Origin of the sequence: Burkholderia sp. 22088, assembly GCF_052045915.1 — a bacterium.
Taxonomy (GTDB): domain Bacteria; phylum Pseudomonadota; class Gammaproteobacteria; order Burkholderiales; family Burkholderiaceae; genus Burkholderia; species Burkholderia cepacia.
The window spans coordinates 40057-52524 of sequence record NZ_JBQEPY010000026.1 but is presented as its reverse complement, the minus strand read 5'-3'; the positions used below and the strand labels follow the sequence as shown (position 1 = coordinate 52524).

The following is a 12468-nucleotide window of genomic DNA, read 5'->3' as shown; positions in this document are numbered from 1 at the left end:
TCGCGGCGGGTGTCACGGCGGCGCGTCGAATGCGAGTTTCGGGAGCGGATATTGCGCGCGGATGGCGTGCGCATGGCGAGCAAAAGCGGGGCCCGCGCACGCGTGGAAGACGCTGTAAGAAGTTGTAGGGAAACACCCGATGCGAGCGGTGCGCGTCGCTCGTATGATGCGGGCTGTGACGTTGATCACGTTCACAGGATTCCGATCTCGATGCCGTTCGCCCGTCAGGCTGAACGGCTTTTTTTTATGCACCGCTCCTCGCAATCAGGCGCCGCCGCGCATCGAGCCGCGCGAGCAGCACGCGCCTCGCGTCGTCATCCGACGCGCGCCATCCCTTGATCTCGTCGCGCGTACGGAGGCAACCCGCGCACCAGTCGGTGCGCGGATCGATCCGGCATACGTCGGTGCACGGCGAGGCCACCGTGCCGACCGGTGCCACGACGTCGCTCATGCGGATTCCCGCAATGCGACGTCCGCGACCGGCGCGCCCGTCAGCGACACCAGTTCGTTCGGCGACAGGTTGAACACCGCGTGCGGATGGCCGGCGGCCGCCCACAGGCTGTCGAGCTCGAGCAGGTCGGCGTCGATCAGCGTGACGGGTTCGACGAGATGGCCGATCGGGCAGACGCCGCCGATCGCATAGCCGGTGTTGTCGCGCACGAACTTCGCGTCCGCGCGGCCGACCGCGCCGACCTGCGCGGCGACCTTCTTCTCGTCGACGCGATTGACGCCGCTCGCGACCACGAGCACCGGCGCGCCGTCCGACTGGCGGCGAAACAGGATCGACTTCGCGATCTGCGCGACCGAGCAGCCGAGCCCGGCCGCGGCCTCGGCCGACGTCTTGCCGGTTTCGGCGAGCATCACGATGCCTTTCGCATGGCCGCGCTCGCGCAGCAGCAGCGCGACGCGTCGCGCGGAATCGGGGAGGGAATCGAATGAAGCGGGTGTCGTCATGTTGAGGAATCCATCGAATACCGGGGTTATACGCAGTTCGCGGCGTCGGCCGCGCTCTGCGCCTTGGCGAGCAATGCGCGACCGGCGCGCGACACGTTCGCGCGGCCGATCGCGTTCGAGATGAAGTCGCCGGCAGCGACGACCTGCGCGAGATCGACGCCGGTGTCGATGCCGAGGCCCTGCATCAGGTACAGCACGTCCTCGGTCGCGACGTTGCCGGTCGCGCCCTTCGCGTACGGGCAGCCGCCGAGGCCCGCGACCGACGCGTGGAAGATCTCGATCCCTTCGAACAGCGCCGCGTAGATGTTCGCGAGTGCCTGGCCGTAGGTGTCGTGGAAGTGGCCCGACAGGCGTTCGCGCGGGAACACGCGCGTGACGGCCGACAGCACTTCGCGCGTGCGCTTCGGCGTGCCGACGCCGATCGTATCGGCGATGTCGATCTCGTCGCAGCCGAGCGCCGCGAAGCGCTCGACGACGTCGACGACCGATGCGACCGGCACTTCGCCCTGGTACGGGCAGCCGAGCGTGCACGACACGCTGCCGCGCAGCCGCACGCCCGCATCCTTCGCCGCCTTCGCGACGGGCTCGAAGCGCGCGATGCTCTCGGCGATGCTGCAGTTGATGTTCCGCTGCGAGAACGCCTCGCTGGCCGCACCGAAGATCACGACTTCGTCGGCGCGCGCGGCGAGCGCATTCTCGAAGCCTTTCAGGTTCGGGGTGAGCACCGAGTACACGGTGCCCGCGCGGCGCTCGATGCCGGCCATCACGTCGGCGCCGTCGGCCATCTGCGGCACCCATTTCGGCGACACGAACGACGCGGCCTCGACGTTGCGGAAGCCGGCGCGCGAGAGCCGGTCGACGAGCGCGATCTTCACGTCGGTCGGCACGAAGGTCTTCTCGTTCTGCAGCCCGTCGCGCGGGCCGACTTCGACGATCTTGACGGCGGTGGGGAACGTCATGGTTGTCTCCAGGTTTGCTTGCAGGTTCAGTAGCCGCGTGCGTAGTCGACGATGCCGCCGATGCGCTCACCGCGCTCGAGCGCGCGGATCTTGCCGGCGATCTGCTCGACGGCCTCCGCGCGCAGCGTCTCGGCCGAGCTGTGCGGCGTGATCGTGATGCGCGGCGCGCGCCAGAACGGGTGATCGTCGGGCAGCGGCTCCTGGTGGAACACGTCGAGCGTCGCGGCGGCGATCCGGCCGCTCGCGAGCGCGTCGAGCAGGTCGGCCTCGACGAGATGCGCGCCGCGCGCGACGTTGACGACATACGCACCGGGCGCGAGCCGCGCGAATGTGCGGGACGACAGGATGCCGTCGGTGTCGGGCGTGCTCGGCAGCAGGTTGACGAGCACCTTCGCGCCGTCGATGCACGCATCGAACGCACCGTCGCCGGCGAAGGTCGTGACGCCGTCGAGCTGCTTCGCGCTGCGGCTGTAGCCGCGCACGGGCAGGCCGAGCGCGGCGAGCGCGAGCGCGACCTGCGCGCCGAGCACGCCGAGGCCGAGCACGGCGACGGTGAAGCTGGCGCGCGCATGCGGCTCGAGCGGCTGCCAGCGGCGCTCGCGCTGCTGCGCGTCGTATTCGTCGAAGCGGCGCAGGTAGCGCAGCACCGCGTGCGTCACGTATTCGACCATCTGCTGCGCCATGCCCGAATCTTCCAGCCGCACGAGCGGCACGTGCGGCGGCAGCGTGCCCGGTTGCGCGCGGTCGAGCGCGAGTAGCGCGTCGACGCCGGCGCCGAGGTTGAAGATCGCGCGCAGGCCGTCGCGCGGGGTGAAGAATTCGCGCGGCGCGCGCCAGACGAGCGCGTAATCGGCGGCGGCCGTGTCGCCCGGCTGCCACGCGCGCAGTTCGGCTTCCGGCAGCGCATGCGCGATCTCGTCGCGCCACGCGCCTGCTTCCTGGTGCGGGGAATGGAACAGGATCTTCATTGGACGACTGCGCGCGCGCCGGCGAGGCGCGTCACGGGAACGGCGAGCGGAGCCGGGCGCGGCGCGCCGGCGGGCGTAGCGGACATCGGGCGTCTCCTGACGACCGGGCGCCCGGCGCGCATCGGCGCCCGGCCCCGGTTCCGTGTGAAGCTGACGGGAAGCCCACATTCTACGGTTTCGCGGCGCATCGCGCGCCGGTGCGCGGGGCGGGCGATCTGCGCGGGCGACCGGCGTGGCCGCCCCGCGGAGGGCCGCCCCGCGGAAGGCCGCCCCGCGCAAAAGCAAAGCACAAAATATTGGTTCGGCCGCCGGGCGCGCCGCGCCACAATCGAATCCCGTCTTCAAGCAAGCGAGGGCAATCATGCGCGCATGCAGCAAATCGGCGTGGCCGCCGCGCCTCGTTACCGTTCCGGGCCTGCACGGCAGCGAAGGCGCTCACTGGCAGACCTGGCTCGAACGGCAGTTCCCGCGCTCGCTGCGCGTCGAGCAGGACGACTGGGATGCGCCCGATCTCGCGCGCTGGGCGCAATCGGTGCGCACCTTGCTCGACCGCGAACGCGGCCCGTTCGTGCTGGCCGCGCACAGCTTCGGCTGCCTCGCGACCGCGCATGCGCTCGCGCAGTGGCCGCGTACGGGCGATGTCGCGGGCGTGCTGCTCGTCGCGCCCGCCAGTCCGAAGAAATTCACGTTTGCCGGGCCGTTCGACGCGCGCCGGCTCGCCGTGCCGTCGATCGTGATCGGCAGCGAGACCGATCCGTGGATGCCGCTTGCCGACGCTCGCACGCTCGCGCAGCACCTGGGCAGCGCGTTCGTGAACCTCGGCGACGCCGGGCACATCAACACCGCGGCCGGCTTCGGGCCGTGGCCGCGCGCGAAGTACTTCATCGACACGCTCGTCCACTGCGCGGCACCGCTGCGCTTTCGCGACGCGGACGACGGCTTCGAGGCCGCGCTCGTCGATCGCGCGCTCGCGCACGCGATCTGATTCCGCCGGGCCGGGCGGGCGACCCGTGCGGCGCGGCGGCTGCCGCGCCATGCCGTGCCGTCGCGCTTATGCCGCGGACACGGGCCGCACCGCCGCCGGATCCGAATAGCTCGGCCGGCCGTTTTCGACGTGGCCCGCGAAACGGCGCGAGAACGTGCCGGCCGCGCCGTCGATCGCCGCGTGCGTCTTGTACCACGAGTGGTCGAGATCGCCGACGCACTGCGCGCTCGTCGTCAGCGTGTTCAGCCGGAACGGCAGCACCGGCTTGCCCGGGTCGGCCTTCGACGGCTGGTACCACACCGGCTTGCCGTTGGGCAGCGGGATCGGGAAGCGGTCGTTGTAGCCGCGTACGCCGCGCAGGTGTCCGAAGTAATGATCGAACGAGCGGTTTTCCTGCATGAACACGACGATGTGCTCGACATCGCGGATCGTGCCGGTGCCGCGCGCGGCGGGAATCGCGAGCGCGCGGCGGATCGATTCGGGGAAGGCGTTGAGCGCGACGGCGGCGCCCGCGGATTGTGCGACGGTATGCAGGAAACGGCGGCGGCTCGATGACGTCATGTTATTTCACCTCGGTTCTGCGGTCGGGGGACGGAAGCGGCGGGATCAGCCTGGCGACGACGCGGCGGCACTCGACGCGGCCGCATTTGCCGCGGGTTTTGCGTCGTCGTCGTCATCGGGCGGGTAGTGCACGACGGGCGGCGCGAGCGGCGCTGCGTCGGACGCGGCGGCGTTCGCGGATGCATCGCGGTTGAATGCGCTGGCGGAGCCGGCCGATGCGCCGGCCTGCTGGGACGCGTCGGTCGTGTGTGCGTCGTGCGGCGCGTCGTCGCTGCAGGCGGCGACGAAAGCGGCGGTACAAAAAACGACGACGGCGGAAACGCGACGCATGACTTCTCTCCTGGCAGGCTGATCGGGAAACGTTTTCGAGTATGCCGGTGCGATGCGACGTTTCGGTGAATCGTTTGCGACTGTCGCGTGATCGCGGATTGCTTTCGATATCCTGACCATCCGCCTGCACGGCGTGGCGGGCGCGCAATATTTCCCGGCGGACGTTGCGAGGCGGGCACTTTTACCCGGGCGCGCGATGCGATGCGTGAGCGCGTCCAAGGCAGCCTGACCGTTGACGATGAACGCGAGCAACCGATCGCGTTGCGTCAGTGCCGCGGCGTGCGCCGCCGCACTTCGCTGCGCAGCCAGTCGAGCCAGGTTCGGATCGCCGATTCGTGCGGATGGCCGGGGCGCCACACGACGTAGTGCGCATACACGTCGGTCACGCGCACCGACGATACGCGCACGAGCGTGCCGTCCGCGAGTTCGGGCTCGATCAGCGAGCGGCGCGCGAGGGCGACGCCGCGTCCTTTCAAGGTTGCGTCGATCAGCGCGTTCGCATCGGTGAAACGCGGCGCACGCGCGGATTCGGTGAGGTCGAGCCGCGCGGCCTGGAGCCACGGTTCCCACGGCTGCGCGGGATGGCGCAGCAGCGTGGCGCGCACGAGATCGGCCGGCGTGCGCGGTGCGACGCCGTCGCGATTGCGGTACGCGGGGCTCGCGACCGGGAAGATCGTCTCGTTCATCAGCTTCTCGGCGACCACGCCCGGCCACGTGCCGGGCCCGTAGCGCAGCGCGACGTCGATGCGGTCGCGCTTGCGCAGCGGCGCGAGCGCCACGTCCGGGTGCAGCGCGATCGCGATGTGCGGATGCACGGCCGAGAAGCGCGGCAGGCGCGGCGCGAGCCAGCGTTCGGCGACGCTCGGCAGCACGCTGACGTTCAGCGTGACGTCGCAGGTGCGCGGGCGGCTGCGCGCGGCGAGGGCCGGCTCGAACGCGCGCTCGAGCACGCTGAGGCCCTGGCGCACCTGCAGCGCGAGCGCGTGCGCGGCGTGCGTCGGCGTCGCGCCGTTGCGCTCGCGCGTGAAGAGCGGGTAGCCGAGCTGCGCCTCGAGCGCGCGGATGTGCTGGCTGACGGCGCCTTGCGTGAGCGCGAGCGCGTCGGCCGCGCGCGTGAAGCTCTGCAGCCGCACGGCGGTCTCGAACGCGCGCAGCGTCTGCAGCGGAGGAAGGTGGATGCGTTTCATGCGGGTATTAGTAGCACTAATGCCCGAGCACGACAATTCATCGTTTGCGGCGGGCATGCACGCGTTCCTACACTCGGTTCCGTCTTCCACAGTCCCGTCGGGCCACGCCACCATGAACGCATATCGTCTCTATCTTTCGCCGGGCGCCTGCTCGCTCGCCGCTCACATCGCGCTGGAGGAAACCGGCGCGCCGTTCGACGTCGAGATCGTCTCCGTGCAGAAGCAGCAGAACCTCGAAGCGCGTTATCTCGCGATCAACGCGAAGGCACGCGTGCCCGTGCTCGAGATTCCGGGCGAGCCGCGCGTGCTGACCGAAACGCCCGCGATCCTCACGTATCTCGCGCGCCGTTACCCGGACGCGCAACTGCTGCCGCTCGGCGACCCGCTGCGCGAGGCGCGATGCCACGAATGGCTCGCCTGGCTGGTCGGCTGGGTGCATGGCGTCGGCTACGGTGCGCTGTGGCGGCCGGGCCGCTTCATCGGCGATCCCGCGCTGCACGGGGCAGTCAGCACGCACGGGCGCGGCGTGATCGAAGCCGCGAACGAGACGATCGAAGCCGCGCTCGCCGACGGCCGCACGTGGGCCGAGCCGGGCGCGCATTCGATCGTCGATCCGTTCCTGTTCGTGCTGTATCGCTGGGGTGTCGCGATCGGGCTCGACATGGCGCGGCACCCCGCATGGACCGCGCATGCGCAGCGTGAGGCCGACCGGCCGGCCGTGCGCCGCGCGCTGGCGCGCGAAGCGGCCTGATCGGGATGCGGGCGTCGTGGCGGGGCCGCGGTGCCCGCGTGCCGCGCGCGGCCGCTAGCGCGTGGCGAACAGCGGATAGGTTGCGCCGGCAACCAGCGCGGCCGCGAGCCAGACCACGCTCCACGAACTGACGGCGAGCAGCGGCGGGATCGCGAGCGGCGTCGCGAACAGCCCGAGGTAGACGACCGTGTTCGCCATCCCGAGCGCGGTGCCCGCATGGTTCGCACCCGCGAGCGTCGCGAGCTCCGTGTACGCGACGCCATGCCACGCCGATACGCACACGCCCGCGAACACCAGAATCGCGACAATCGCGGCGAGCGGCACGTGCGGGCTGCCGGCCGTCGCGGCGGAAAGCAGCGTGAACGATCCGGCCGCGACGAGCACCGAGCCGCGCAGGTACGCGCGCCGGTTGCCGTGCCGGTCGGTATGGCGGCCGCTCCAGACGCGCATCACCATCGCGCCGAGCTGCAACACGACCATCGCCGCGCTGATGCCGGCGAGGCCGAGCCGGCCGAAGTCGTGCAGGAACACCGTCGCGAACGTGAGCACCGCGAATTGCGGCGCGCACAGCAGGCCGATGCCGAGCACGATGCGCCACACGCGGGCGCTCGCGAGCGGGCCGTGCGCGAGCCGCGCGGGTTGCGCGGGTTGCGGCCGAGCGGCCGGTCGATGCGCGGCACCGTGTGCGACAGCCGGTTCGGCGGGCGGTTCGTGCAGCCAGCGCCACGTCAGCACGGCCGACCCGGCGCACAGCAGCATCAGCGCACCGAATACCGCCGCGAAGCCCAGGTGCGACGCGAGCGACGGCAGCAGCGCCGCGCCGACGCCGCCGCCGAGCGGCACGGCCGTCTGGCGGATGCTCATCGCGAGCCCGCGTTCGCGCTCGCCGAACCAGCGCATCACCGCGCGTCCGCTCGATCCGTTCACGCTGCCGCCGAGCAGGCCGACGCAGCACATCGCCACGACGACGCGCGCCAGCGGCGGCACCGCGTGCGCGCTCGGGACGATCGTGCACACCATCAGCGCGAGCATCGCGGCCGTCGCGACGAGCCCGGTCAGCAGCACGCGGCGATCGCCGAAGCGGTCGGCGGCGATCCCCCACGGCAGCTCGGACAGCGCGACGCCGAAGCCGAGCGCGCCGAGCACGAGGCCGAGTGCGCCGTTGTCGAGGTGGTAGGCCGAGCGCATCCACACGGCGGTGGTCGGGATGCCGGCCGCCGCGGCCGAAAAGCTCATGTTCGCGGCCACGCCGGCGGCCAGCACGCGCCAGCGATGGGCCGGGCCGCGTACATCGCGGGCGGGCGAGGAGGGGGAGGCGATGCAGGTGGTATCCATGGCGGCAGGCCCGGTTGGAAATTGACATCCACAGTCTGGCGACCTACATTCATCCTGAAAATCGGAAAGTTCTTGATGAATCGTTCGATAAAACAGGATGGTTGAAATGCCCGGACAAGACATTCCACGCGGCGGCGGCGAGTCGCTCGCGCTGGCCGATGCCGCGCTGGCCAGGCCCAACTTCGACGTGGCGGCGCTGCGCAGCCTCGTCGCGGGCGTGGATCTCGGCAGTTTCGCGAAGGCGGCCGACCGTGTCGCGCGCTCGTCGTCGGCGGTGAGCGCGCAGATCCGCAAGCTCGAGGAGCAGGCCGGCACGCCGTTGTTCGTGAAATCCGGGCGCGGGCTTGCGCTGACCGATGCCGGCGACGCGATGCTGCGTTATGCGCGGCGGATGATCGAGCTGAACGACGAGGCGGCCGCGGCCGTGCGCGGCGTCAATCTCGACGGCTGGGTGCGCGTCGGATTGCAGGAGGATTTCGGGGAGGCGATTTTGCCCGACGTGCTCGGGCGGTTCGCGCGCGCGCATCCGAAGGTGAGGATCGAGGCGCGCGTGGCGCGCAATGCCGACCTGCTCGACCGGCTCGACGCGAACCAGCTCGATCTCGCGCTGGTGTGGGGCGATCCGGTGTCGGCTGCGCTGCTGTCGCGGCCGGGTATCGACAGCGAGGTGATCGCGCAGGTGCCGATGCAGTGGGTCGGGGCGGCGGGGGCGGGCGGGTTCGGCGTGCCGGGTGGGGCCGACGAAGGGGCGGAAGTCGGGGCGGCTGCCGCGCACGCTTCAACGGGCGGCCGTGCCGCGGGCGAGGCGCTGCCGCTCGTCGTGTTCGACCGGCCGTGCCGGTTCTTCGGCGCCGCGACCGATGCGCTCGACCGCGCGGGCGTGCCGTGGCGCGTTGCATTCACGACGCCGAGTCTCGCCGGGTTATGGGCCGCGGCGGCGGCCGGCCTCGGGCTGACGGTGCGTTCGCATTACGGACTGCCCGCGTCGGTGCGCGTGCTCGATGCGGCTTCGCTCGGATTGCCTGCGTTGCCGAGCCTGCCGTTGATCCTGCTGCGGCGCACGTCGTCGGCGACGCCGACTGTCGACCGGCTCGCGTGGATCGTGACGCAGGCGGTGCGGGATGCGACGGAGGGGGCGGTGGCGGCGCTGGCGGCGTGACGAAACGTTCGATTGCCGCCGCGGGTTGCGGTTCGGCAGCCCCTCTGCCGATTGGCCGAATGGATCGATCGGGTGAACCTGACTACAGTGATGATCACTTGAAACGGAGGTCGTCATGCAAAACGCGAATGCGCCCGGCGCCGGTGCGGTCGATCCGGCCCAACGGGCAGATACCACGATCCGCGACGACGGGGCGTCAGCCGGTCGACTCGTGTCTGCCAATCCGCCCGTTCGGTTCGGTGTCCTGCAAGGGCAGGCCCGGATCGCGGACGATTTCGATGCGCCGCTGCCCGATTACCTGCTGGATGCGTTCGAAGGGCGCTGATGCGGTTGTTGCTCGACACGCACGTCTTGTTGTGGATCGTGACCGATGACCCCAAGCTCAGCGCACGGGCGCGCTGACTGATTTCGGCCGCCGACGAGCGTTTCGCCAGCAGCGCGAGTATCTGGGAGGCCGCCATCAAGGCCGGCTTGGGGAAGCTCGATATCGACGTCGGCAAGCTGATCCGCGCGATCGGCTCGAGCGGGATTCGCGAGCTACCGGTTCGTGCCGTGCATGGCGCGGCAGTGCGCGATTTGCCGCACCACCATCGCGATCCGTTCGATCGCTTGCTGGTCGCGCAGGCATGGCTCGAGCCGCTTCAGCTCGTGACGGCCGATACCCATCTTGCACGGTACGGCCTGTCTCTCGTTCTGACAGTTTGAAGCGATTTGTCGGCACGAAAGCCGTCGGTCGCCGGCGCCTCACGGGGCGTCGCGGGTCATGCCGCTGCGGCGTCCGGTGCGGTTTCGTCCAGTTCCGCGCAGAGCGCGGCCAGCCGCTCCCGCAACCCTTCGCTCGCCGGCACGAACGGCAGCCGCAACCCGTCCTCGCACCACCCTTGCGCGGCCAGCACGGCCTTCACCGGTGCCGGATTCGGCTCCGCGAACAGCGCCGCGACGAGCGGCTGCAACGCGGCCGACAGGCGCCGCGCATCGGCGAGCCGGTCGTCGCGCAGCAGTGCGTGGATGCGCACATGCCAGTCGGGCAGCACGTGCGCGCTGCTCGCGATCGCGCCGTGCGCACCGGCGCACATCGCCGCGAAGTTCTGGTTGTCGTCGCCGGACAGGATCGCGAGCGGCGTGTCGTGCACGAGCCGGCTCATCCGGTCGAGCGTGCCGCCGCATTCCTTGAGGCCCGCGACGCGCGGGTCGCGCGCAAGCGCCTGCAGCGTGTCCAGTTCGACGTTCACGCCGGTGCGGTACGGGATGTTGTAGACGAGCACCGGCAGGTCGGCCGCGTCGACGATCGCCTCGACGTGGCGGCGGATGCCGTCCTGCGTCGGCCGCACATACACGGGCGGCGTGACGAGCAGCCCGTCCGGCCGCAACTCTGCGAGTTCGCGCGCACGCGCGGCCGCGAAATGCGTCGCGCTCGCGGTCAGCCCGACGACGATCGGCAGTCCGGGCGCCGCGTCGCGCAGCGTCGCGAACACGGCGTCCTGTTCGCGTGCGTCGAGCAGCACGCCTTCACCCGTCGTCGCGCCCGCGACGAAGCCCGCGATGCCCGCGCCCGCATAGTGGCGCGCGAGTCGCGCGAGCGCGGCATGGTCGACTTCGCCGTGGTGGAACGGCGTGATGATCGGCAGCCAGATACCTTCGAAACGTGTGTTCATGCAAAGCCTCATGGTGGAAACGGAGTGGGAAGGAACCGTTCCGCCGGCGGAGGGCCGGAGCGAGGCATGCGTGCAAGGAGAATGAAACGACCTGCGGGCATCCCGTCCGGCATTCGCCTGACGGGACGCGACGTCCCCGTCAGTCGAGGAGTCGTTTTTTCAGTTTCAGCCCGGCCGCGCGCGCACCTGCCGCGACGGCGGCGAGGATCGGAAGCGAGCGCAGGGCAGCGGACATGGAGGAACCGTGAATGGGCTGAGCGGCGATCTTAACACCGGATTCGCTGCGCACGCGAGTGTCCGCCGCCGTTTAGCAGGAATCGAGATTTGCTTTCCACGACTGATTGGAAAGCGCGTCGCGCCCGGCCGCTAGAATGCCCGCTTACGTTTCGATGACAGCGCGTACGCGTGCCGTCACGCACATTCACCACCACTGGAAGCGGGGCATATCACGATGGCAAGCATGAAGGGGATCGGCCGTTGGCTGCACACGGGCGCGGCGGCGGCGCTGGTCGTGGCGGCGTCGGCCGCGCACGCGGACACGTCGATCCTGAACGTGTCGTACGACGTGACGCGCGAGCTGTATAAGGACATCAACACGGGCTTTGCCGCCGCGTACAAGCAGAAGACCGGCGAGACGGTCGCGATCAAGCAGTCGCACGGCGCGTCGAGCGCGCAGGCGCTGTCGGTGCTGCAGGGGCTGCAGGCCGACGTCGTGACGATGAACCAGCCGAACGACATCGACCTGCTCGCCGAGCGCGGCCAGTTGCTGCCGAAGGACTGGCGTGCGCGTTTCCCGGACAACAGCTCGCCGTACTCGACCACGATGGTGTTCCTGGTGCGCAAGGGCAACCCGAAGGCGATCAAGGACTGGAGCGATCTCGCGAAGCCGGGTGTCCAGGTGATCATCGCGAACCCGAAGACGTCGGGCAACGGTCGTTATGCGTATCTCGCCGCATGGGGCTTCCAGAAGCAGAAGGGCGCGACCGACCAGCAGGCGATCGACTTCGAGAAGGCGATCTTCCGCAACGTGCCGGTGCTCGACTCCGGCGGCCGGGGTGCGACGACGACGTTCACGCAGCGCGGCATCGGCGACGTGCTGGTCACGTTCGAGAACGAGGTCGCGCTGATGGACACCGGTGCGTCGGGCGCGCAGTTCGACGCCGTGTATCCGTCGGCGAGCATCCTCGCGGAGCCGCCCGTCGCCGTCGTCGACAAGGTCGTCGACAAGAAGGGCACGCGCAAGGTCGCGCAGGCGTATCTCGACTACCTGTACACGCCGGAAGCGCAGGAGATCATCGCGCAGCACCATCTGCGCCCGCGCGACGCGAACGTGCTGAAGAAGCATGCTGCCGAGTTCAAGCCGCTGAAGACGTTCAGCGTCGAGCAGGTCTTCGGCAGCTGGGCGAACGCGCAGAAGACGCATTTCGCGGACGGCGGCACGTTCGACCAGGTGATCGTCGACCGGAAGTGAGCGCCGCGCACACCGCGCGCCTGTCCGCACGCTGACGACGCAGCCGGCCGCTTCCGCGGCCGGCTTTTTTTGTGCCTGGCGGCCGGCGGCGCGGCGGACGCTCATTCCGAACCGGCACGCATACCCGGCCGCAGCCGCGCGTGCTACGCTCAT

The 12468-nt window shown here is 70.3% G+C and carries 13 protein-coding genes and 2 pseudogenes; 6 read left to right on the top strand and 9 right to left on the bottom strand.

Going from position 1 to position 12468, the window contains the following annotated elements:
* Window positions 1–244: 244 nt before the first annotated feature.
* The 4 genes from ACTJLD_RS37250 to ACTJLD_RS37235 are packed head-to-tail and all read right to left on the bottom strand — an operon-like array spanning window position 245 to window position 2881.
* Window positions 245–451 carry a DUF1289 domain-containing protein gene (locus ACTJLD_RS37250; RefSeq protein WP_060082755.1) on the bottom strand — a complete coding sequence of 69 codons (207 nt, stop codon included), beginning with the start codon at window positions 449–451 and terminating at the stop codon, window positions 245–247.
* On the bottom strand, window positions 448–954 hold the full coding sequence (locus tag ACTJLD_RS37245; RefSeq protein ID WP_027788969.1) for a YbaK/EbsC family protein: 507 nt from the start codon (window positions 952–954) through the stop codon (window positions 448–450). The genes ACTJLD_RS37250 and ACTJLD_RS37245 overlap by 4 nt, the downstream gene beginning before the upstream one ends.
* Before the next feature lie 26 nt (window positions 955–980).
* Complete coding sequence (locus ACTJLD_RS37240; RefSeq protein ID WP_059695268.1) at window positions 981–1913, bottom strand: hydroxymethylglutaryl-CoA lyase; 933 nt, start codon at window positions 1911–1913, stop codon at window positions 981–983.
* Between the two features lie 26 nt (window positions 1914–1939).
* Window positions 1940–2881, bottom strand: a complete 942-nt coding sequence (locus ACTJLD_RS37235; protein WP_059651113.1) for a 2-hydroxyacid dehydrogenase — start codon at window positions 2879–2881, stop codon at window positions 1940–1942.
* Between the two features lie 361 nt (window positions 2882–3242).
* Between ACTJLD_RS37235 and ACTJLD_RS37230 the strand changes: the two genes are divergently transcribed.
* Window positions 3243–3866: an RBBP9/YdeN family alpha/beta hydrolase gene (locus ACTJLD_RS37230; RefSeq protein WP_027788972.1), complete on the top strand. Its 624-nt coding sequence runs from the start codon at window positions 3243–3245 to the stop codon at window positions 3864–3866.
* A 165-nt stretch (window positions 3867–4031) separates the two neighbouring features.
* On the opposite strand, the pseudogene ACTJLD_RS37225 reads toward ACTJLD_RS37230, so the two are convergent.
* From ACTJLD_RS37225 to ACTJLD_RS37215, 3 genes and pseudogenes are all read right to left on the bottom strand, one after another.
* Window positions 4032–4427, bottom strand: a pseudogene (locus ACTJLD_RS37225) (alkaline phosphatase family protein); the annotation flags it as partial.
* A gap of 45 nt (window positions 4428–4472) precedes the next feature.
* The gene (locus tag ACTJLD_RS37220; protein WP_440661255.1) at window positions 4473–4757 is read right to left on the bottom strand and encodes a hypothetical protein; all 285 of its coding nucleotides are present in this window, start codon (window positions 4755–4757) and stop codon (window positions 4473–4475) included.
* 266 nt (window positions 4758–5023) lie between these two features.
* Entirely contained in the window at window positions 5024–5944 is a 921-nt protein-coding gene (locus ACTJLD_RS37215; RefSeq protein ID WP_060199402.1) for a LysR substrate-binding domain-containing protein, read from the bottom strand.
* Between the two features lie 112 nt (window positions 5945–6056).
* Between ACTJLD_RS37215 and ACTJLD_RS37210 the strand changes: the two genes are divergently transcribed.
* Window positions 6057–6695, top strand: coding sequence for a glutathione S-transferase family protein (locus ACTJLD_RS37210; protein ID WP_059695277.1), 639 nt, complete (start codon window positions 6057–6059; stop codon window positions 6693–6695).
* Window positions 6696–6749: 54 nt separating this feature from the next.
* Here ACTJLD_RS37210 and ACTJLD_RS37205 read toward each other — a convergent pair whose 3' ends face one another.
* Window positions 6750–8030, bottom strand: coding sequence for an MFS transporter (locus ACTJLD_RS37205; protein ID WP_440661253.1), 1281 nt, complete (start codon window positions 8028–8030; stop codon window positions 6750–6752).
* Between the two features lie 106 nt (window positions 8031–8136).
* On the opposite strand from ACTJLD_RS37205, the gene ACTJLD_RS37200 reads away from it, so the two are divergent.
* The 3 genes and pseudogenes from ACTJLD_RS37200 (at window position 8137) to ACTJLD_RS37190 (ending at window position 9894) form a co-directional block, all read left to right on the top strand.
* The gene (locus ACTJLD_RS37200) at window positions 8137–9189 is read left to right on the top strand and encodes a LysR substrate-binding domain-containing protein (RefSeq protein ID WP_136472646.1); all 1053 of its coding nucleotides are present in this window, start codon (window positions 8137–8139) and stop codon (window positions 9187–9189) included.
* Between the two features lie 115 nt (window positions 9190–9304).
* Window positions 9305–9514 (top strand): hypothetical protein, encoded by a 210-nt coding sequence (locus tag ACTJLD_RS37195; protein ID WP_060082763.1) that lies wholly within the window; start codon window positions 9305–9307, stop codon window positions 9512–9514.
* Window positions 9514–9894: pseudogene (locus tag ACTJLD_RS37190) on the top strand (type II toxin-antitoxin system VapC family toxin). The gene ACTJLD_RS37195 and the pseudogene ACTJLD_RS37190 overlap by 1 nt, the downstream one beginning before the upstream one ends.
* Before the next feature lie 56 nt (window positions 9895–9950).
* On the opposite strand, the gene dapA reads toward ACTJLD_RS37190, so the two are convergent.
* Window positions 9951–10844, bottom strand: coding sequence for a 4-hydroxy-tetrahydrodipicolinate synthase (gene dapA / locus ACTJLD_RS37185; RefSeq protein WP_440661251.1), 894 nt, complete (start codon window positions 10842–10844; stop codon window positions 9951–9953).
* A 451-nt stretch (window positions 10845–11295) separates the two neighbouring features.
* On the opposite strand from dapA, the gene ACTJLD_RS37180 reads away from it, so the two are divergent.
* Window positions 11296–12315 carry a sulfate ABC transporter substrate-binding protein gene (locus ACTJLD_RS37180; protein WP_048026803.1) on the top strand — a complete coding sequence of 340 codons (1020 nt, stop codon included), beginning with the start codon at window positions 11296–11298 and terminating at the stop codon, window positions 12313–12315.
* Window positions 12316–12468: the final 153 nt, after the last annotated feature.

Excerpts from the sequence above, each read along its gene's own strand:
- ACTJLD_RS37215 (WP_060199402.1), bottom strand. The coding sequence starts at position 5,944 with ATGAAACGCATCCACCTTCCTCCGCTGCAGACGCTGCGCGCGTTCGAG.
- ACTJLD_RS37200 (WP_136472646.1), top strand. The coding sequence starts at position 8,137 with ATGCCCGGACAAGACATTCCACGCGGCGGCGGCGAGTCGCTCGCGCTG.
- ACTJLD_RS37210 (WP_059695277.1), top strand. The coding sequence starts at position 6,057 with ATGAACGCATATCGTCTCTATCTTTCGCCGGGCGCCTGCTCGCTCGCC.
- ACTJLD_RS37220 (WP_440661255.1), bottom strand. The coding sequence starts at position 4,757 with ATGCGTCGCGTTTCCGCCGTCGTCGTTTTTTGTACCGCCGCTTTCGTC.
- ACTJLD_RS37250 (WP_060082755.1), bottom strand. The coding sequence starts at position 451 with ATGAGCGACGTCGTGGCACCGGTCGGCACGGTGGCCTCGCCGTGCACC.
- ACTJLD_RS37230 (WP_027788972.1), top strand. The coding sequence starts at position 3,243 with ATGCGCGCATGCAGCAAATCGGCGTGGCCGCCGCGCCTCGTTACCGTT.
- ACTJLD_RS37205 (WP_440661253.1), bottom strand. The coding sequence starts at position 8,030 with ATGGATACCACCTGCATCGCCTCCCCCTCCTCGCCCGCCCGCGATGTA.
- ACTJLD_RS37195 (WP_060082763.1), top strand. The coding sequence starts at position 9,305 with ATGCAAAACGCGAATGCGCCCGGCGCCGGTGCGGTCGATCCGGCCCAA.
- ACTJLD_RS37240 (WP_059695268.1), bottom strand. The coding sequence starts at position 1,913 with ATGACGTTCCCCACCGCCGTCAAGATCGTCGAAGTCGGCCCGCGCGAC.
- ACTJLD_RS37245 (WP_027788969.1), bottom strand. The coding sequence starts at position 954 with ATGACGACACCCGCTTCATTCGATTCCCTCCCCGATTCCGCGCGACGC.
- ACTJLD_RS37180 (WP_048026803.1), top strand. The coding sequence starts at position 11,296 with ATGGCAAGCATGAAGGGGATCGGCCGTTGGCTGCACACGGGCGCGGCG.
- dapA (WP_440661251.1), bottom strand. The coding sequence starts at position 10,844 with ATGAACACACGTTTCGAAGGTATCTGGCTGCCGATCATCACGCCGTTC.
- ACTJLD_RS37235 (WP_059651113.1), bottom strand. The coding sequence starts at position 2,881 with ATGAAGATCCTGTTCCATTCCCCGCACCAGGAAGCAGGCGCGTGGCGC.